Here is an 18,629-nt window from a genome sequence, read left to right on the forward strand (position 1 = left end):
GCGTCATGGGTCATATTCTACGACACATGCTCTACTTTTGTTCCTTCTTCTTTTTTCTTCTTACCCCGACTTACTGAGCGGATACGGTAAATAGGTAATAGGTAATGGGTAATAGGTAATGGGTAATAGGTAATAATTAATAGAAAAGGAAATAAATTAAGTTTGTGCAGCGCGTACAAATTACGTTAGCGCCTAGCGACAGCGTACCGGACCCGTGGGTAGCGCAGCTATAGGTATTGCGTGTCCGTTAGCCCGCACCTGACGGTGTTCAGCGTAGCTGCGTCAACAAACGGCTCCGTCGCGTACAATAGGACACATTACGTTCGTCCGTCAGGATGCGTGTCACTACGAACTACGAATTATAAATTATGTATTCCAAAGAGATATGCCATAGCTTGGATAATACTTAGATAAAAATTTCCTTCCTTTTCACGGAATAATTGAAATGGAGAACCTGGAGTACCAAAAAATGGTCTCAATGTCCAACCTAATTGACTCCCAACAAATGCATAAAGAAATAACCAGTATTGAATGATTTTACTGCGGGTATTACTTCCTTCCCCTTCCTGTTCTATAACTATTTTTGCTGATTTGTACAAAAACAATATACCTATTAACCCAGTAATTGCAAACAGAATTACATTTAATAAGATTAGGAATTGGTAATTGCTGGTGCTAATCATAAAAAATAGCGTTATTGGTGCAAAACTAAATAGCAAGACGCTAGTGATTGCGATCGCAGTCATGACCAAAGCAAAGTATTGACCAAAGCTTCGTTTAGAGCCAAAAATAATATTGGCAAAAAACAAAGTAGGCAAACAAATTATTAAAGTAATTAAATACAATGCGGGTAATTTTACTGCTGATGCTAAGGCTTGCATCCAGCTATGATAAGCTCCAATAATTCCACCATATATAGCTAAAAACAAGGAACTACAGACTAATAAAGAAGTTATCTTAATCATTAATCTGTGTCCCTGACGGATTTCCTCTAAGAAACCCTGACGTTCCCGCAATAAACCAGTTAATACTGCAAAATATTTTATTCCTTGAGATTCTTTATCTGCCATTTGATTTTATTGTTTCTTATATTTATAGGCTAACAATGAGAATTTTGCAGTATTTTTTTGATAAAGTTTTACATCTTTATTAACTATATATATTTGCAAAGATAGTTAACCTAATTGTGAATCATTTACTATCCAAATGATAATCACTTCCCGAGCCATATTTCCAAGCATCAAACCAACGACCCAAGTAATATTTGGGGACTCCCGGTAAACTGTTCAATAAGGGTTTTAACATCAAACTTAGTTTAAATAAAACCGAATAAACCCCTAAGTTGATATAATGTATTATCCAATGTAATAAAGCTCCCAAACCCACTTGAGGAAAAATTTGCAATACCAATTTGGGATGAAATATTCCGATAGTAAGTAAACTTTTTGTAAGGGCACTAAACTGGACTATATCTTGCAAAAAAGGTTTGAGTACAGATTCACCTAGTTTTTCCATCCTTTGAAAAACAACTGATAGTAATTGGTTGATTTGTTCGGGGTTAATTTTTTGATTTGCACCCACACTCATTGCTTTTTGAAATAACCAAGTTACTGTTAAGCTTGGCTGATAAGGTTGTAATAGTTTTAAGCCTTTGGCTGATAGTTGTTCTGTTTGCAATGCTTCTTCAATTCCTGAAGCCAAACGCGGTAGATGACGCACCATAGCCCCAAAACCCCCAAAGCTTAGGGGAGATTGACTTCCACTACTATCCCCTATCGGTAAAATTCGATCCCAAGGTGTTCTGAGGGGACTTTGACGATAGGAAGGGAAAAAGCCAAATAGCGCCCGCTTAAATTTCAATTGCGACAATTTTACACTCTGATATTCTGGCATCAGGCGTAGATAATCCTCATATAGCGTCTCTAAACTCTGACGTTGGGGATTTGTATCCATATAGGTAAACATGTAGGTCGTTCTACCATCCTTGGCTGGAAAAGCCTCCCAAAAGTACTGACACTGTTTTTGCACGGGGGTAAAAGATACAAACAAGTCGCCGGTCTTGTTTTCCGGAAAACCTTCAGCACAACTTCCCACTACTAAACAAATTGCATCCGGTTTCTTTCCCTTCCGAGCTTGCTGTGCAATAGGTGAAAAATGTCCCATCGCATCTATCAATAGCCTGGTTTTAAATTGATTGTTAACATTGACGCCATTGGGATGAACTACAGCATCGACAAAAGATGTACTTTCAAACAATTTTCCTCCAGCCTTTAAAAACTTTTGTTTTAAGGTTTCTAGTAAGTACACCGGGTACACCCCAATATTAAGAACCCCTTTAACCCAAATATCTGGACTACCTTGAAAGCCAACCCTTGCTGGATTGTATTCGGTAACGATAGCTGTTTCCAATTCTTCCTTAGTGAGTAAATTTAATTGTAAAAATACTTCTAATTCCTGGCGAGATATATTCCACTCCTGCTCTCTACCTTGTAAAGTACCGCGTTCAATTATCGCTACTCGCCAACCTTGCATAACTAAAGCACAACCGATTAAAATGCCTAATGTGCCACCAGAAATCACAACATCCCAGCTTACTTGTTCTAAGGGATGTGGATTTTCCTTCACTACCATTGGCACGGGTGCGCTACCTTCCCTGATGGATTTTAATACGCGATCGCCTTGGCGTAACTTTCCTAAAATATCGCCTGGTAATGTCTTGAGAACTTCTTCTGTTAAAGTCATATTAGTTTTTGTTAAGTAAGTTTACTTATTTTTATCCTACGCTAACTGAATCTTCTAACTGCAACATCTGCCAATATAAATGTTATTTTCCAACTAAACTAAAAAGTAAACTCAGTATTAAACATCAATCAAATTACCTAATATAATTCACATTAATATATAAATTTGAGAACGTGATGTATATTCATGTGTAAGTTTCATGAGTAAATCATGAGTCAATCTGATAGCTTGAGAGTTGCTATTGATGTTAATCCGCCTTGCATATCATTGGAAACGACTGTAGCTGAAGTCGTTTTGAGAATGAATCAAGGTTCCCTACCCAGGTTACGAAAATCTTCGATACTGGAAGAAAAATCGACTCAAAAACGTTATAGTTATGCGCTGGTTATGGGTGATGGCGAACTTCGAGGTATTCTTACCGAACGTGACATTGTTCGTCTTGCAGTCCAAAATCTTGATTTCGAGGGTACTCCAGTTAATCGGGTTATGAGTTCCCCCGTTAAGACTCTCCTGTTTCATCATATAGATTCTTCCCTTGCGGTAATAAATTTCTTCCGTATCCATCGCATACGTCACCTTCCCATACTTGACAAACAAGGGAATTTGATGGGAACCGTCACACCAGAAAGTATTCGCGCAACGATGCAGTCAACTGATTTATTACGGCTAAGAACGGTAGAAGAATCAATGACTGGAGAAGTGGTTACTGTTTCTTCTAACGCAACTATCATCACCGCAGTTAGTTTAATGTTAAAAAATCAGGTGAGTTGTGTAGTAATCATTGAAAATCAAGGGATAAATATATACTCGGCTGGGATTATTACCGAACGAGATTTGAAGTTAGTTCGTGAAATCTTTACTAATTTTCTGGTACGCAAACAAACTGATGAAGAATTACGGCAATATCAACATCATTTGGAAAGCTTAGTTGACTTGAGAACAAAATTGTGGAGAAGAAGTGCCGCATGCTATCAGCACCTATATGAGAATACCCCAGTAATGCTGCATTCAATAAATATTAAAGGGGAACTGGTCAGTGTTAGTAATATGTGGTTGCACAATCTTGGCTATGAACATCACGAAGTTATAGGACGTAAATATCTTGAATTCCTAACTCAGAAATCACAACAATACGCACAACAAAAATTTCCAGAATATTTACAAAATGGTATTTGTATAGATATTCCTTATCAAATGGTTTGTAAAAATGGTAAGGTCATTGATATTTTACTTAGTGCAATCGCCCAAAAGGATGAAACTGGTCAAATTGTCCGTTCATTAGCTGTTATGACTGATGTTACAGAACGTAATATTGCAGAAAAAGCTCTTCAGGAAAGCGAGCAACGTTTTCGGCGAATGGCTGACGCTGCACCTGTTTTGATTTGGAGTTCGAGAGCAGATAAATTTTGTGACTATTTGAGCAAGGGATGGCTGGATTTTACTGGACGCACTTTAGAACAAGAAATGGGTGATGGCTGGACAGAGGGTGTTCATCCAGATGACTTAAAACGCTGTTTGGATACTTACCTGTTGATTTCCTGAAAATTGATGGAAAATTCATTAGAGATATTTCCCAAGATCCCACAACCTATGCAATTGTGGAATCTATTAACCATGTTGGACATGTGATGGGTTTAGAAACCATTGCGGAAAATATTGAGAATATACAAACTATTCATATGCTACAAAATATTGGTGTTGATTATATCCAAGGATTTGCTGTTGCACAGCCAAAACCTTGGATATAAGGAAACAGCAAACAGGTAACCAATAACTGGGGATTGGGGATAGCACTGCGTGCCACCTTGCGGCATATAGCGACTGGGGATTGGGGATAGAAACTCATTACTATGCGCAATACCTAGAGCTTTTATGGCGACGGCAGAGTCTCTAGCTATAGCTGCGCTACCTACGGAACTGCTACCTTGCGGTTAAGCCTTACGGCAGAGCCTATGACTACGTCACCTTACGGATTCGGCGACGACAAAGCCTCTTGCTGCGCTAACGTCGTCAGACGCGTGCATTCGTCTTTAGACGCGTCCAAACCGGTACGCTTACGCTAGGCGCTAACATTACTTCTTACTCCTTACTTCCGCGTAGCGTTATCAGTTGGGTTTTTTGGCGATAATTGTTCGATGTCGGGGATCGCTTGCAACTGTTACTGGCTCTTTAAAACCAACCGAGTGTAATGTTTCCTCAATATCAAAGGTGTAATAATCATCGCTCCAAGGTTCTGTACTTTTCATTAATGTAAACAGTACCGGTGGGAGGTTTTGAATTACGGGAGACTTGGGGTTATTATCTACCAAAGCAATACAACCACCCGGACGCAACAAACGTAAAACTTCTTGAAAAATTTGCTTGCTAGCAGTTCCAGGGAGTTCGTGGGTGACAAATTGTAGAGTTACTAAGTCAAAGGAATCATCTGGAAGTCCTGTGTTTTCTGCTCGGGCGTGCAACCATTGAGATATTTCACCTTTAACATCTATTTCTTTGGCAACGGCTAGCATATAAGGGGATAGATCTAAGCCAACTGTACGAACGGCATCGGTTTGCTTATCTTGATAGTAGCGATGTAAGGTCAAAGTCGAAATACCCACCGAACAACCAATATCTAAAATATCTTTAACTTGCGGGGGATGATATTTTGAATTTGCTAGAACCTGATGGAAACTCGATCTCAATCGCTCTTGAGCAACTTCCCAAGTCAAATCTTTTTCTTTTGGCCAAACTCTCAATCCCATTGAATAGGTAGCGCTGGGAGCTTCAAAAGCAGCTTTCCAGCACAGGTTACCTTCAGGGTAAGCGTGGAAAGGTACTTGATAGTAATCTGGGTAAACTACATCTGGGTTTATAACTTCCCCTAACTTTTCTTTGATTCCCGATGCTTGGAATTTTTCGTAGTTTTCCCGCCAGGGAACACCCTTCTTCTCGGCAGTTTTTATTATTACTTGCCTTGCTTGATGTTTCATCAGGGCATAGATTGGTTTGGTCTGGATCATTAAGTTGACGCAGCGCGATAGCAAGTCTTCACCAGCCCAGTCAGGTTTAAGTTTTGCGTTCATCAATTAAATCGTAACAGCAAGACAACTCCCTTATTTTAAGATTGAGATTCATGGGAATATTCAAACAACAATTGAAAAAATAATTCTTTACTTGTAGGGGCGCACCAACGTGCGCCCTAATGATTAAAATGCTTCTACTACTACACCACATTAATTTTGATAGGTAAATTAAGGTTCGTAGTAGCGCTTTAGCGCTTTAATATCAAGACTTTACCGGGGCTATTAGCGTTAGCGTGTCCATCAGGACATAGCCCAACTACAAAACCCTCAGAACTTATGTGGTGGAGTACTACTTCTAATTTTGAACCTTCTGGAATTTACGACCTTCACTTGAGGCAATCGCTCTCCTAGTTATTTAACATGGGTGATGATCCCAATTAATTTATCTTGTTGTCGTAAAGATTCTAGAATTTGGTGAACAGTTTCTAATGTTTCTCCATCCAAAGTACCAAATCCCTCATCCAAAAGTAAGCTACTTCTAGTTTAACTTTTTGATTGTTGTAGTCTGCGATTTGTTTTTGCCAGGTTTTTTGATGCTTGGAATTATCCAGGGCATGCTTAAAACTTTCTTCAGTAAATTCAGAACTGACAAGTGCAGCTTGCCAATTTTGTTCTAATTCTGACTTTCTGATGGCTGTTTCTTCTGCGGATTTACTCGCTTCTTTATCCTTTGTTTCGTACTGAATTACTGTTTTATCAGCAACTTGATAAGATTCGTTAGCTTTTTGGAGTTGTTTTTCAAGCTTTTGTTTATCTTTTTCTAATTCAGCTTTTAAGTCCGCACAAGTTTTACCACCGGTAAGCTCGTGAAGTTTGATTTCAACTTCCTGTAATTGTTTTTCCCGACGTTCTACTTCTTGGTTTACGTCGTAATATTCCAATAATGCTGTTTTATGAGCATTTCTGTCAGCTTCTAAAATTTGTTCGGCTTGGATAAATATTGCAGCTAGGTCTTTTTTCTTTGCTAATTCAGCTTTTTCGGCTTGTTTTTGAGTATCTTGCAATTTAATTTCAGTCTGTTCTAATGATTTCTCTAGTTTGAATAAATTTTCTTGTCTCGTTGACTGATTTTTCTTATTCCTTTCTAGTTTTCCCTGATATTGTTGTCTTTGTTGTTCGTAATTTTCGGCAGATTTGAGAGCTTCTTCTCGTATTTTTATTTGAGGTGCTATTTTTTGCTGATGGACTTTTATTTGTTCGAGTTTTTGCTTGTGTTTTTCTAATTCCTGTTGAGCTTGGTTTAAGTATTTTTCTACTGAAATAACAGCAGCTTGAGCTTTTTTATCCTCATCTCTTGCTGCTTTTAGCAAAGCATAATTATCCTTAATTTGGTCAGCTGCTTGCACTTGTTGTAATTGCAATATCAAATTCTCAATTTCTCTATCTTTAACACACAGTTTACTTAAATCATTTTGTAATTGAGACAGACGTTTAATATTTTCAAATAATTTCTCTGCTCGATCTAATTCCTGTTGTGCTTTTAATACTTTTTCTGTTAACAGAGGTGTTTCCTTTTCAATTGCTATTAAGTTCTGCTTTTTCTCTGTAATTTCAGAATCGCTAGGTATTTCTAAATCATTTTGCTGATTTTCTAGGATTTTATATTTACCTCTAAATATTTTTGCTTTTTCGCTAGCTTGCTTTCGCGTCCTTTCAAAAACTTCAAAACCAGCTAATTTTCGTAATATTGCACGACGCTTATCTTTTCTTCCTTTGATAAACCTATCAAGCTTACCTTGGGGTAATAAAATGATCCGTGTGAACTTTTTAAAGTCCATTCCCAAGATTTCTTCTACCCGCTTGGTGACAGCTTTTTCTTTAATCTCTAACTTTTCCCACTTATCATGATTTAGTTTCTCCAACACAACATCATTTTTTGCGGTTTTACCGCAGTTATACCAAGTTCGAGTGACTCTATATTCTACCTCTGGCACCTCAAATCGAAAACTAACTTTAAGATTATCCCTACATTGACTCACTATTTGACTAGCTTTTGCATTCTTACCGAAACGCGGCACATTACCGTAAAGTGCAAATGTAATAGCATCTAGTAGGGAAGTTTTACCCGCACCCGTCGGTCCTGTAATTGCGAATAAGTCCAGTTTGGAAAAATCTAAAGTTTGACGAGAACGAAAACTGGTGAAATTTTCTAATTCTAATTCAAGTGATCGCATTGTTCATCTCCTGATGTAATTGTTTAAATGCTTCTAAAACTGCTGTTGGTACTTCTTCTATCCCTTTGGTATAGGAATAATAATTCTGGAATTCTTTGACAGCATCGAATTTATAGTCTTCTTGCAATTCAACTCGTTTTTTTGGTTCAACTTTTGGGTAGCTAGGTTCAACAATCAAAGCTTGGGGACAAAGCTTACGTACCATTTCTGCTAAACCCATTTTGGAAATATTTAGTTTTACAACCACTTTTAAAAATCCTGGATGTTCCCCTTGAGCTTCTAAAGTTTCTTCTAAATTATCTTCATTACGTTCAATGACTTTTAAAGGTTTCTAACAAGGAATAGATATAAATTCAACTTTAGCCGGACGTCCAGGTTCTGCTTCAACTAAATTAAATCCTTTTTCTTCTTCTGCTTTTAAGTGACCGATTTCCTCGCAAATACTCCACAAACGACGCATTAAAGCTTCTGCGGTTGAAGGTGCATTTCTCCCTAACCAATTTAGCATTTCCGTTTGTACCAGCTTTCTGCGGATTTCTGGTTTATTATCCAAATGCGGTTTCACTGGTAGGTAAACCAATTCTGCTTTATTTCCCCATGGACAGGGAATAAATGTTTCTTTTGGTGCTTTTTGGTTACCTCCAAATCCTAAAATGCGATGGACTAAAATGCGATCGCATTTAGCTGTATGTCTATTTCTATCTACAACTACTGCACCAACAGCAATAGTACCAAAGACACATAATTTACAGTGTTTCCACTACCACCGACTAATACCAAATTCGATTCTTAAAACCCCTTTATATTTTTTGGGATTTCCTCCCACACTTCCCCTCTCAAGGGTAGGTATTTCGTATTTGGTCATTTTTTGGACGTTTTAGGCGATGTTTAAATCCTGAAACGACCAAACCACGTTAAGCAGTTGATAATTTTCTCAACTATTTCTGCAATACCAAAAAACCTACCCTTGAGAGCCACACTTCCCTCTCTCATTCTGAAAAGAGGTAATTAACCCAGATTTAGTATAAGGCTGCATCCATACGGCGACGACCATCAATAAAAACTAGTTTTTTTTGGTAATTCGGGTGGAACCCTTTTCTTACTGAAATCACTCCAGTTTGTTTCCTCTACACTATGGTCGACCTCACTCTCAGATGAAGAGAGTTCCTGTATTTCAATGGGAGGTTGATAGTCAGTACTCCAAGGGTCGAGTCGAAAGTTATTTTCTAGCCAAAAATAAAGTGACACATCAGTTTTTGCCCCCTTTTCCCCTTTTCCAAAATATTCCAAGTATTTATTGAATTAAAATAACACGTATATTTACTATAGCTTATTTGCTGTATACATTGATCGTCAAATCATAATTAAAATATTGTTGAAAACTTTAATTTTTTTTCTATCTATGAAATTATGAGTTTTTTTATATCTAATAATACTTTAAATCATCGAAATATCATCAATATGTGGTATTGTATTACCCCTGCGTTGCATGCTTATGAGCTTTAGCCGAAAGTTTTGTCAGTTCCGATTATGAATTTTGGTGAAATGTTTGAAATAGCAAGTTTTAAATTGAGTGGAATCGTTTTGATTTTTTCTTTGTGTTGACTAATATATCCAATCTATGTTGACAAGTTATGACTACAGGTTTAATCAAGCTATCTTAAAAATTTAAGGTTCCTAATGTGACACTTTAAAATGCAGAATATAAGATTTAATGGTTATCAATGATTATTAGTGATTATTGCCTGATGGAGAAGTAGTAAGTATGTGTAACCCATCAAACTACCACAAATGAAAAAAGTCGCAGTATTTGGTAAGCCAGGTGGTGGAAAATCAACATTTAGTAAAAACTTATCTGTAGCTACCGGTATTCCTTTGTACCAGCTAGATAAAATTGAGTATCTTACTGGAGGCGAAAAAGTTGCCGAAAATATTTACTTACAAAAGCATAATGAAATCTTAAAATCTGAAGCTTGGATAATAGATGGCTTAGGTACGATCGCAACATTTAGAGAACGGTTATCTGAAGCTGATACCTTAATTTATATCGATCTTCCCCTAAGAGTTCATTATTGGTGGGTAACAAAAAGATTATTTAAAAGTCCTCTTTTCAAACCTGAAGGTTGGCCTGATAAAAGTCCAATGATACAAAGTACCATTACAAGTTGGGTAAATCTGCGAAATTCTCCCAAACTATGGACACCTGAATTTAGCAAAAAACTTGCAGGAATGTCTGAATACAAGTCGGTGTATCATATATCTTCAGTAAAAGAGCTTAAGAATTTTATTGATAATTTTATTAATAGGAAAACCAGTTCATAACAATTAATCTTTGTGGATGTTCAGTAATTGACATCTCCCCCGGTTAAAACACGGGGGATTCTAAGCTGATGTTGCTACGTCGGATGGAATCCGGACTACGCAACTGTTGTGAGTGCGAGACGTCTTCAACAATTGTGAGTTTCTCGGATAGCGTCCGGCTTAGACAACGCTTACGATACGATTTAGTTAAATCATTAAATAAGTCATAACGTTGTGGGAGTGTCAAAGCTCCCCTAACCACCTTGGTTAGATCTAGATCTAACTGTGCGGCTACTTTTCTTGCAATATTCGCAGCACCATTGCAATCAGCATTAATCAAAAAACATGAGCCAGTTTTATACAATCCGCGCTTAACTCTTGTTCCCGAGGGCTTCCAGTTCTTGGGTTTTTCACCATATCTCGGTAAGGAGTCATTATCTAAAAATGATGCCTTGGATGTGTAAGACTCTTCAGTGATTGTTAAAACTATTCCATACTCTGGGCAAAATTGTTTTAAGCGCTCAATCAATCTCCCTGTTGGGATTAGAACAAAATTTTGATTACTGCGCTTACTCATCTTAGAACGCTGCTTCTGTCCGTCGTTCCAGCCAATAATCAAATTGCCAATACCATCATCCAAACAGCGGCTAACAATAAATCTAGCAGCTTTGTTGATGGCATCTCTCATTTGGTTGTTACGTTTGCGTTGCACTCTGTCAAGGTTGGCATCCCAGTAAAAATCTGACTTACCTTGCTTGTACTTGGCAATTAAACGGCAGTAGCCCTGGTTCATCGATCTAAGCTTACGACCATTGACAATTAAGCTTTTCCCTTGAGTTGAGATACCTGTTAACCAATTAGACCCACCGTGGTCATAACTCCAGGCTTGGGAATAATCAAGGTTAGGGTTATGAGTTATGGGCTGCTTGCCGTCATCAATAACCCAATCGATCCAGAATTCACCCAGGTTAGGGCGTATTGTTACTTCCTTTACCCAGTCAAAATCAATGAACTCTGGTAAGCAAAAGGATATCTGGTCGATTAAATGTGGCTTGGTTTCTTTACTCACAGATGGGTAAACTCGTCCATCTTTGTAAGCCAGTGCTTGTGCGGGAAATGTTACAGCCGCCAATCCTCCAGCCTTACGGTATCTAAGCAACCTAGGTCTATTAACTTCTCCCTTGTAATAAGCCCTTACCAACCCGTTATAAGAGGTTATAGACTCACCAACAGACTTTAATGTTTGTTGTGCTGCTTGTGCTGCTAGTGCTTTATAGTGTGGATTTTCCTTTAGGTCAGCACAAAGCTTCGCGTAACTTATGTCTTTGCATTGATAGGTTTTCCACCCATTACGCAACTCGTCACCTCGCCAATACAAGGATCGTGAATTATCCATCTCAGCCAGAGCAGCGTAATGTTTTTGCTTGACATAGTAGATTGCACAATTAATTAAACTGTTAGCGTTGCGACACTGGTCAGCCCAGTAATCATTCTCCCAGTCATTAAAATTACCGTTAACCGGAATTGTTTTGTACAAAGTTGACTCACCTCCTTGCCTTTGCTAATCTATACCTAGGTTATACGGCATAGCTAAAAATGTCAATAAGAAAAGGTCAGAAGGGTTTAAAAAATACTCCCTATATTTATGACGAAGTGAAGAAGAAGCACACGCTTGCATTTACCCCTACAGCCTGGGAATTGTTACAAGTTAAAGCTAAAGAACAAGGTGTAAGTGTGAGCGAAATGATAGAACAATGGATAAGAAAGACGGCAGGATGAATCCTACCGTTCAGTTTTCCCCACTGAAGTGGTGCGCTTTAGCGTACATCCCCTGGTTAAAACTCAGGGGCTCTCAACTTCTCGCTAATTTCTGGTAGTATCCTGGAATAAACATTAAATTATTAGGGTCTTAAGCGTTTCAGGTGATGAATAGAACAAAATGGTCACCTCTTTATAAGTCTGAAGATTGGTGGGCTGTGTGGCTTGGTTTGCTACTATCAGTTATCTACATGAAGAAAAGTAAATCTAGGTTTTTGATGTTTGCAACGATTATTGTGAGTGTACCTTTAGTTTTATGGTGCTTAAATACTTTGATTCAAAGTGGTTATTTTGGTCCTATAGTTCAGAAAATCTACACTGAGAATCGTGATGCTTCTGCTATTTTTTGGACTGATACGGAAACTTCACCGGAATAAAATCATCATGAACTGCAGTTAGATTGTAATATTTGACAAATCTTCCTACCTACTAGTAGGATAGTAATGTTAGAAAAATAAATTCATGAAACAGACAGATACCAAAACCCTAATTCTGGATGTAGCTCAAGAGTTAATTCAACGTCTTGGCGTAAATTGCATGAGCTATCAAGATATTAGTAACAGCGTAGGGATTCGTAAGGCAAGTATCCACACACATTTTCCTCGAAAGGATGATTTGTTGGCTGCTCTGCTAGATCGTTATAGCGATCGCTTTCTACGGATGGTGGATGGTATTCTTGCTTCTAGCGATACACCCGAAGTTAAATTAAGGCGTTATTGCGGACTGTTTGAAACTACCCTTAGTAGTGGCGATCGGGATAAAGTTTGCCTGTGTGCGATGCTAGGGGCTGAACTAAAAACCTTAAATCATCCATTAGTAGAGCGGGTTCGCTGTTTCTATGAAGCTAACGAGGAACGGCTAGTAACTCTACTGAATGATGGTCGTGCTGATGGTAGTTTTCGCATTGATGAAGATGTACAGACCACAGCTAGTTTGATTTTTGGATTGCTGGAAGGGGGTATGTTAGTTGCTCGGGTTCGAGGAGGTTCTGACCAGTTCCACCAGGTAATAGAACAATTAATGCAGTTTATCAAAGTCTAATTTCTCAGGAAAAACTAATCTTTGATTTTTTTTAACGTGTTACCATCCAACTAGTAGGAAGTAGGTCAATCGTTATATTAACGAGTGATAGGTTTCTTTGCAATTAGTTTGATTTTGACTAGTGTAATTCGAATTTCTCATCTAGTAAACATTGACTTAGTAAATAGCAGAGGTATTGGTTATGGCGAATGTAGAAATCTACACCTGGAGTACTTGTCCATTTTGTATTCGTGCAAAACAACTCCTCAATCGAAAAGGTGTTGAATACACCGAATATGTTATTGATGGTGACGAAACAGCCAGAGATCGGATGGTGGTGAGGGGTACGGATGGTAAGCGTTCTGTACCGCAGATTTTTATTAATAACAAGCATATCGGTGGTAGCAATGACCTCTATGGCTTGGAAAGACAAGGAGAGTTAGATGCGTTGTTGAACCAAGATCCGGTACAAATGTCGTAATGATTTGACTCAGCAATAATATTTAAAATATCTATTGCTGTAAAGGGTGGATTGATAATGCAATAAGGTTAATATTTAACTTTTAGTTTTCAAGACACCCATATTTATGTTTCACATTTGTATTTCATCTTTATATCTAGAGAAACTGTATTGGGACAAGCACAATGATTAAGCTCTATGGTCACGAAATGTCTGGTAATAGTTATAAAGTGCGTCTGTTACTGGAGCTTTTAAATATCGAATACGAGTGGGTTAAGGTCGATCTGATGAAAGGCGAACATAAGTCTACCGAATACTTGACACTCAATCCTTTTGGACAAGTTCCTTTACTAATTGATGGGGATATCCAACTTGCAGATGCTCAGGCAATTTTGGTTTACTTAGGACGACAATATGGTGGAGATAAATGGCTTCCCTCAGATGCATCACCTCTAGCACAGGTATCTCGTTGGTTATCGATTGCAGCGGGAGAAGTTCGTCAAGGTCCTGAGAATGCGAGACTTTACCATTTGTTTAGGGTGACCAATATCAATATCGATCGCGCGCATCAAAAAGCCAAATATATTTTGAGCCAATTGGAAAAGCATTTAAGTATGCGTAAATGGCTAGAATTTGAGCGTCCCACGATTGCTGATATTGCTGTTTTTCCCTATGTTGCTCTGGCTAACGATGGCAAAATCGACCTTAAACCCTATCCAAACCTACTGAATTGGATTGAGCGTATTAAAAAGTTACCCAATTATATTCCAATGACAGGAATCTAGAAAAATATATTTAATCCAAACAATTGGTTAATTTTCAATTGATTATCAATAAATATCCATAAGTCTATTCAAATTAAAAGTAGGTGAGTTATGTTTCAATAATTTGGAGACCAAAAGTTAATTGTAGTTGGTGGTACGAGTGGTATTGGCAAAAGCATTGCTAACCGATAAAGCCTCTTGGGTAACGGGTGCAGTTTGGGATGTTGATGGTGGTATAATGGCAGGTCGCAATTAATACGACTAGTTTAGGTCAAAGCGGATATTTTGAGATTAATAATCAGATTAATTAAAAGATGGTAGGTAGGAAAGATGAATAAATATAAGTTAGTTGACTGTAATTTTCACGATGAACTGGAAGCTTTAGCAATACTCAGGCAACTGTGTAAAATTATTTATCAAACAGAGGATGATACTATCTTAGAAGTAGACAGCCAAATTGTAGATGTATATGCTGCCAATCAAGAGGAATTTCTAAAATTGAAAGATGGCAACGAAATTAGGCTCGATCGCTTGATTTCAGTCAATGGTAAATCGATTCAGTTTGCCTGTTAATAATTTCAAAAACACAAAAAATACATAATATATCCACACAATAGATAGTACTACTCAAATAAAAAATATCTAATATTTAATACACCACTGGAGAAATCTATGAAACTTTCAACACACAATCTTTCTCAACGCGCAGACCATATTTACGATGTTCTAATTGTTGGGGGTGGTCCAGCTGGACTTTCCGCAGGTATTTATCTACAACGCTATTTACTCTCCACCCTCATCATCGACAAAGGTAAAGCTCGATCCTTCTGGATGCAGGAATTACATAACTATCTAGGCTTACCTCCGGACACCTCTGGTAGACATTTGTTGAAACATGGGAAAGATCATTATCTTTCTGTGGATGGCGATCATCTCAACGCTTATGTAGAGAGTGTTGTAGAAGAAGGAGATATTTTTGTGGTGAAAGTCCGAATTGGACGGAATAATCCCACCTACACAACTTTTCGCACTCGCTATTTGATTGCAGCCAGTGGTATTATTGATAATTTGCCCGTCCTCGATGATATGCAAAATGTTTTCGACTATGCAGGACATAACTTACATGTATGTCTGATTTGTGATGCCTACGAAATTCGAGGTCAACGCGTGGGTGTTTTTGGTAGGAGTGAAGGTAGCTTAGAAGTAGCATTCCCACTGGGTTGGTTTACACCTAACATTACAGTATTTACCAATGGAGGATTTGAAGTTGGAACAGAATTACGCTATCGCCTCGATGCTGAAGGTTACAAACTCGTAGAAAAACCGATTAAACAATTCCTTGGTATAAAGCATGAGCATCAAATGACAGGAGTTGAACTAAAAGACGGTACAGTTGTAGAACTTGATGCAGGTTTAGTATCTATGGGATCGAAGTATCATGCCGACTATCTGAAGGAGATTGAGTTAGACTATCAAGGTGGTAATCTAATTACCGACAAAATGAATCGCACATCTCATCCTCGCATCTTTGCAGTTGGAGATTTGAAATTAGGCATGAATCAAGTAATCGTTGCAGCTGCCGATGGAGCAGTTGCGGCGACTCAAATTTGGCGAGATATTCGTCGTAGTGAAGGGCGTCGCTCTTTTAATATCTCCTCAACTGAAAAGGTAGCTTAGGGTTTCTGCTATTGAGATAGTACTCATCTGAGGAAAATCATAAATCGATGCTCTCCTGTATAGTGTGCAGGGGAGCATCGATTAGCTTGGTTTCCTACAATATCCTTTCTGTATCGAATGGCACTAAGAAAAGCTGTAAGCTATGCAGAATAAGTACCACAGCTTTTTAAGGTATTGAAAATAAAAAGATGGCTAGTACGCACTAGGTAAACAAAAGATTATCCTTGATGTAGTGTCATCTAAAAGATGCGAACGGTACGCGCAGCAGGTCGGCAAAGCCTCTAGCTGCAATAAGCCCGGAGGGCTGCCTCCCATAGCGATCGTTCATCTTAGGTGCGGTTCAGTGCATGGGGCATGCGCCATAAGCGAACTCAAACAAGTATGTAAGAGCGTTGTGAGAAAAATTTGTTGTGGGTAGAAAAGCTTACCAGGAAAGGCAGAAGTTCGTAGGCAGAAGGCAGAAGGCCGGTGCCGTAGAGCTTCTGGCGACCGGAGGGAGCAAGGGTTTAAGGCCCCCACCAAATTTAAAATTTGGTGGCCTGCAATTGGTAGCGGGTTGGAAGCCCCTACCATATTGCTCCCTTCTGCCTTCTGCCCTCTGCCCTCTGCCTTCTTCACTCGTTCATGAAATACTTTCTTTGATACGAGCAAGCCAACAGATAAATACTACTGTGACACTACGAGTACAAATCCTCAAGAATAAGTTTAATCAAAGTCTGGGATTACCTTTTAAAGAGTTATTACCATCCTCAGCAATCGAGCAAGCACTCGAGGAACTAAAAATAAAATACAAAAAGCGATTATTTGACCCATTCGTAACATTATGGGCATTTTTATCAGGAAAGGCAGAAGTTCGACGGCAGAAGGCAGAAGGACTATGCCGTAGAGCTTCTGGCGACCGGAGGGAGCAAGGGTTTAAGACCCCCACCAAATTTATTTTGGTGGCTTGCAATTGGTAGCGGGTCGGAAGCCCCTACCAATTGCTCCCTTCTGCCCTCTGCCTCCTGCCTTCTGCCTTCTTCACTAAACTTTATGGTAAACGTTGGCATGCAGAAATAGATTTAAAACATATCAAAACTACTCTGGGGATGGATATCTTACGTTGTAAAACTCCTTCTATGGTACGCAAAGAAATCTATGTTTATTTGCTAGCTTACAATTTACTTCGTAGCTTAATGTGGTCGGCAGGTACTACTCACGCTACTCCTCCATTACGCTTGTCATTGCAAGGTACTCGCCATCATTTAAATAACTTTATTCCTCAATTGCTAACCGCTTATTCTAAAAAACGTCTTCAAATTTATTCCACTTTACTTAAAGTTATTGCTCATAAGGCTGTTCCAGAACGCCCAGGCCGTAGTCAACCACGAGTCCGCAAACGCCGTCCAAAAGCTTACCCCTTAATGACTAAACCCCGGCATGAATTAAATAAGCAATTACAAACCGCTTAAACCACAAGGGTTCCAGCTTTTCTTAGTGCCATTCCTTTCTGTATCCTTTCTGTAGTTCTAGCCGCCATGAGAAGTGTTCGCGCGCGGTATTAAAAAAATTCAGCAAGAAGTTTCAAGCTATTAGGATTTACTCACTCGTTACTAATTTCCATTAGCGGATCCGTAAGGTAGCGGCTCCGCAGGTAGCGCAGCTATAGCTATAGCGTGACCGCAAGGTCATTTGTTTGGGGTGAACCGCACCTACGGTGAATGCTATTTCTTTGCGGAAACGTTAAACCGCGCTTATGGCGTAAGCGGAGTAATTCCGTTTACGCTTAAAGCTAGCCTTACGTCACAATAACCGTAATTACGTTACTGTGGTGTTAATTGCTGTTCTGTCTTACAATGAACGAGTAAAACAACATTTTTATATATCAATTGATATGATTAGGCACTAAAATTCAAGTGATCTACTCAGTGACTTAAGTTAAAAACAGTCAGGAACAAGATATGGAATTAGAAAACGAGTCGCAAAGTTTAGATACTTTAAATGCATCACCAACGAAAAGCTTTTTTGTGGAGATGCTTACTCGTGATATTGAGCTTCAAGATGCGATTCTTGATCTTCTAGATAATTGTGTAGATGGTATACAAAGAACTATTAGAGATACTCAACAGTTTGAAGACTCAGAAGAACCTTATAGAAAATTTTGGGCAAAAATAAATTTTTCATCAGATAATTTTACAATAGCAGATAATTGTGGTGGCATACCAATTGATACGGCAAAAAAGTATGCTTTTAGAATGGGAAGACCTGATAATAATTTTGATAATGATGTCTATACCATCGGAACTTATGGTATTGGAATGAAAAGGTCCATCTTCAAAATGGGACGTTCCAGTGAAGTAGTATCTCAAACAGAAAGTATACAAGCTTTAGCAGGTCACACCAATACAGTATGGTCAGTAGCATTCGCAAGAGATGATTCCATATTGGTTAGCGGTAGCTTAGATGAAACAATCAAAATTTGGGATATAAAAACGGGTGAATGCTTAAAGACATTAAGATACAGACCCTACGAACGCATGAATATCACAGGTGTTAAAGGCTTAACATCAGCCGAAATTCTCAGCCTAAAAGCACTAGGAGCAATAGAAAAAACCCGATAAAGCATTTA

The 18,629-nt window shown here is 38.5% G+C and carries 21 protein-coding genes; 13 read left to right on the plus strand and 8 right to left on the minus strand.

The window, feature by feature from the left end:
• Positions 1 to 359 precede the first annotated feature (359 nt).
• Positions 360 to 1,070: a hypothetical protein gene (locus BC008_RS30665; RefSeq protein WP_027846298.1), complete on the minus strand. Its 711-nt coding sequence runs from the start codon at positions 1,068 to 1,070 to the stop codon at positions 360 to 362.
• A 121-nt stretch (positions 1,071 to 1,191) separates the two neighbouring features.
• Complete coding sequence (locus tag BC008_RS30670; RefSeq protein ID WP_027846299.1) at positions 1,192 to 2,742, minus strand: FAD-dependent monooxygenase family protein; 1,551 nt, start codon at positions 2,740 to 2,742, stop codon at positions 1,192 to 1,194.
• 210 nt (positions 2,743 to 2,952) lie between these two features.
• Between BC008_RS30670 and BC008_RS30675 the strand changes: the two genes are divergently transcribed.
• Together BC008_RS30675 and BC008_RS46895 are read left to right on the plus strand one after the other, a co-directional pair.
• On the plus strand, positions 2,953 to 4,284 hold the full coding sequence (locus BC008_RS30675; protein WP_058183519.1) for a PAS domain S-box protein: 1,332 nt from the start codon (positions 2,953 to 2,955) through the stop codon (positions 4,282 to 4,284).
• A 26-nt stretch (positions 4,285 to 4,310) separates the two neighbouring features.
• A complete protein-coding gene (locus tag BC008_RS46895) occupies positions 4,311 to 4,490 on the plus strand; it encodes an EAL domain-containing protein (protein ID WP_235595850.1) in 180 nt (59 codons plus the stop codon).
• A gap of 357 nt (positions 4,491 to 4,847) precedes the next feature.
• Here BC008_RS46895 and BC008_RS30680 read toward each other — a convergent pair whose 3' ends face one another.
• The 5 genes from BC008_RS30680 to BC008_RS30700 form a co-directional block, all read right to left on the minus strand.
• Positions 4,848 to 5,807, minus strand: coding sequence for a class I SAM-dependent methyltransferase (locus BC008_RS30680; protein WP_027846301.1), 960 nt, complete (start codon positions 5,805 to 5,807; stop codon positions 4,848 to 4,850).
• Between the two features lie 425 nt (positions 5,808 to 6,232).
• A complete protein-coding gene (locus BC008_RS30685; protein WP_027846828.1) occupies positions 6,233 to 7,981 on the minus strand; it encodes an AAA family ATPase in 1,749 nt (582 codons plus the stop codon).
• Positions 7,968 to 8,228: a hypothetical protein gene (locus BC008_RS30690; RefSeq protein ID WP_027846829.1), complete on the minus strand. Its 261-nt coding sequence runs from the start codon at positions 8,226 to 8,228 to the stop codon at positions 7,968 to 7,970. The genes BC008_RS30685 and BC008_RS30690 overlap by 14 nt, the downstream gene beginning before the upstream one ends.
• Positions 8,229 to 8,312: 84 nt before the next feature.
• Positions 8,313 to 8,546 (minus strand): hypothetical protein, encoded by a 234-nt coding sequence (locus BC008_RS50795; RefSeq protein ID WP_058183518.1) that lies wholly within the window; start codon positions 8,544 to 8,546, stop codon positions 8,313 to 8,315.
• 488 nt (positions 8,547 to 9,034) lie between these two features.
• The gene (locus tag BC008_RS30700) at positions 9,035 to 9,229 is read right to left on the minus strand and encodes a hypothetical protein (RefSeq protein WP_153009563.1); all 195 of its coding nucleotides are present in this window, start codon (positions 9,227 to 9,229) and stop codon (positions 9,035 to 9,037) included.
• A 543-nt stretch (positions 9,230 to 9,772) separates the two neighbouring features.
• On the opposite strand from BC008_RS30700, the gene BC008_RS30705 reads away from it, so the two are divergent.
• Positions 9,773 to 10,303: a P-loop NTPase family protein gene (locus tag BC008_RS30705; RefSeq protein ID WP_027846986.1), complete on the plus strand. Its 531-nt coding sequence runs from the start codon at positions 9,773 to 9,775 to the stop codon at positions 10,301 to 10,303.
• A gap of 43 nt (positions 10,304 to 10,346) precedes the next feature.
• Here the strand turns inward: BC008_RS30705 and BC008_RS30710 are convergent, their stop codons facing one another.
• A complete protein-coding gene (locus tag BC008_RS30710) occupies positions 10,347 to 11,819 on the minus strand; it encodes an RNA-guided endonuclease InsQ/TnpB family protein (protein WP_235595849.1) in 1,473 nt (490 codons plus the stop codon).
• A gap of 59 nt (positions 11,820 to 11,878) precedes the next feature.
• On the opposite strand from BC008_RS30710, the gene BC008_RS30715 reads away from it, so the two are divergent.
• The 10 genes from BC008_RS30715 to BC008_RS52235 all read left to right on the plus strand — a co-directional run bounded on the left by BC008_RS30715 (position 11,879) and on the right by BC008_RS52235 (position 18,621).
• Positions 11,879 to 12,061 carry a hypothetical protein gene (locus tag BC008_RS30715; protein ID WP_027846391.1) on the plus strand — a complete coding sequence of 61 codons (183 nt, stop codon included), beginning with the start codon at positions 11,879 to 11,881 and terminating at the stop codon, positions 12,059 to 12,061.
• 146 nt (positions 12,062 to 12,207) lie between these two features.
• Positions 12,208 to 12,477, plus strand: coding sequence for a hypothetical protein (locus BC008_RS30720; RefSeq protein ID WP_027846390.1), 270 nt, complete (start codon positions 12,208 to 12,210; stop codon positions 12,475 to 12,477).
• Between the two features lie 85 nt (positions 12,478 to 12,562).
• Entirely contained in the window at positions 12,563 to 13,141 is a 579-nt protein-coding gene (locus BC008_RS30725; protein ID WP_027846389.1) for a TetR/AcrR family transcriptional regulator, read from the plus strand.
• Between the two features lie 181 nt (positions 13,142 to 13,322).
• Entirely contained in the window at positions 13,323 to 13,601 is a 279-nt protein-coding gene (gene grxC / locus BC008_RS30730; RefSeq protein WP_027846388.1) for a glutaredoxin 3, read from the plus strand.
• Positions 13,602 to 13,765: 164 nt separating this feature from the next.
• Positions 13,766 to 14,365, plus strand: coding sequence for a glutathione S-transferase family protein (locus BC008_RS30735; RefSeq protein ID WP_027846387.1), 600 nt, complete (start codon positions 13,766 to 13,768; stop codon positions 14,363 to 14,365).
• A 309-nt stretch (positions 14,366 to 14,674) separates the two neighbouring features.
• Positions 14,675 to 14,917: a hypothetical protein gene (locus tag BC008_RS30740; RefSeq protein ID WP_027846386.1), complete on the plus strand. Its 243-nt coding sequence runs from the start codon at positions 14,675 to 14,677 to the stop codon at positions 14,915 to 14,917.
• A 99-nt stretch (positions 14,918 to 15,016) separates the two neighbouring features.
• Positions 15,017 to 16,021 (plus strand): NAD(P)/FAD-dependent oxidoreductase, encoded by a 1,005-nt coding sequence (locus BC008_RS30745; RefSeq protein WP_027846385.1) that lies wholly within the window; start codon positions 15,017 to 15,019, stop codon positions 16,019 to 16,021.
• Between the two features lie 638 nt (positions 16,022 to 16,659).
• On the plus strand, positions 16,660 to 16,980 hold the full coding sequence (locus BC008_RS50800; protein ID WP_201026193.1) for a hypothetical protein: 321 nt from the start codon (positions 16,660 to 16,662) through the stop codon (positions 16,978 to 16,980).
• Between the two features lie 21 nt (positions 16,981 to 17,001).
• Entirely contained in the window at positions 17,002 to 17,472 is a 471-nt protein-coding gene (locus tag BC008_RS30755; protein ID WP_072207791.1) for a transposase, read from the plus strand.
• 561 nt (positions 17,473 to 18,033) lie between these two features.
• Complete coding sequence (locus BC008_RS52235; RefSeq protein ID WP_082650675.1) at positions 18,034 to 18,621, plus strand: ATP-binding protein; 588 nt, start codon at positions 18,034 to 18,036, stop codon at positions 18,619 to 18,621.
• Positions 18,622 to 18,629 lie beyond the last annotated feature (8 nt).

The sequence above is a fragment of the Mastigocoleus testarum BC008 genome (assembly GCF_001456025.1).
In the GTDB taxonomy this organism is placed as follows: Bacteria; Cyanobacteriota; Cyanobacteriia; order Cyanobacteriales; family Nostocaceae; genus Mastigocoleus; species Mastigocoleus testarum.

Bases quoted from the DNA above. Each gene is read 5' to 3' on its own strand.
- BC008_RS30665 (WP_027846298.1), bottom strand. From the start codon at position 1,070: ATGGCAGATAAAGAATCTCAAGGAATAAAATATTTTGCAGTATTAACT.
- BC008_RS30670 (WP_027846299.1), bottom strand. From the start codon at position 2,742: ATGACTTTAACAGAAGAAGTTCTCAAGACATTACCAGGCGATATTTTA.
- BC008_RS30675 (WP_058183519.1), top strand. From the start codon at position 2,953: ATGAGTCAATCTGATAGCTTGAGAGTTGCTATTGATGTTAATCCGCCT.
- BC008_RS30680 (WP_027846301.1), bottom strand. From the start codon at position 5,807: ATGAACGCAAAACTTAAACCTGACTGGGCTGGTGAAGACTTGCTATCG.
- BC008_RS30685 (WP_027846828.1), bottom strand. From the start codon at position 7,981: ATGCGATCACTTGAATTAGAATTAGAAAATTTCACCAGTTTTCGTTCT.
- BC008_RS30705 (WP_027846986.1), top strand. From the start codon at position 9,773: ATGAAAAAAGTCGCAGTATTTGGTAAGCCAGGTGGTGGAAAATCAACA.
- BC008_RS30715 (WP_027846391.1), top strand. From the start codon at position 11,879: ATGTCAATAAGAAAAGGTCAGAAGGGTTTAAAAAATACTCCCTATATT.
- BC008_RS30720 (WP_027846390.1), top strand. From the start codon at position 12,208: ATGAATAGAACAAAATGGTCACCTCTTTATAAGTCTGAAGATTGGTGG.
- BC008_RS30725 (WP_027846389.1), top strand. From the start codon at position 12,563: ATGAAACAGACAGATACCAAAACCCTAATTCTGGATGTAGCTCAAGAG.
- grxC (WP_027846388.1), top strand. From the start codon at position 13,323: ATGGCGAATGTAGAAATCTACACCTGGAGTACTTGTCCATTTTGTATT.
- BC008_RS30735 (WP_027846387.1), top strand. From the start codon at position 13,766: ATGATTAAGCTCTATGGTCACGAAATGTCTGGTAATAGTTATAAAGTG.
- BC008_RS30740 (WP_027846386.1), top strand. From the start codon at position 14,675: ATGAATAAATATAAGTTAGTTGACTGTAATTTTCACGATGAACTGGAA.
- BC008_RS30745 (WP_027846385.1), top strand. From the start codon at position 15,017: ATGAAACTTTCAACACACAATCTTTCTCAACGCGCAGACCATATTTAC.
- BC008_RS52235 (WP_082650675.1), top strand. From the start codon at position 18,034: ATGCTTACTCGTGATATTGAGCTTCAAGATGCGATTCTTGATCTTCTA.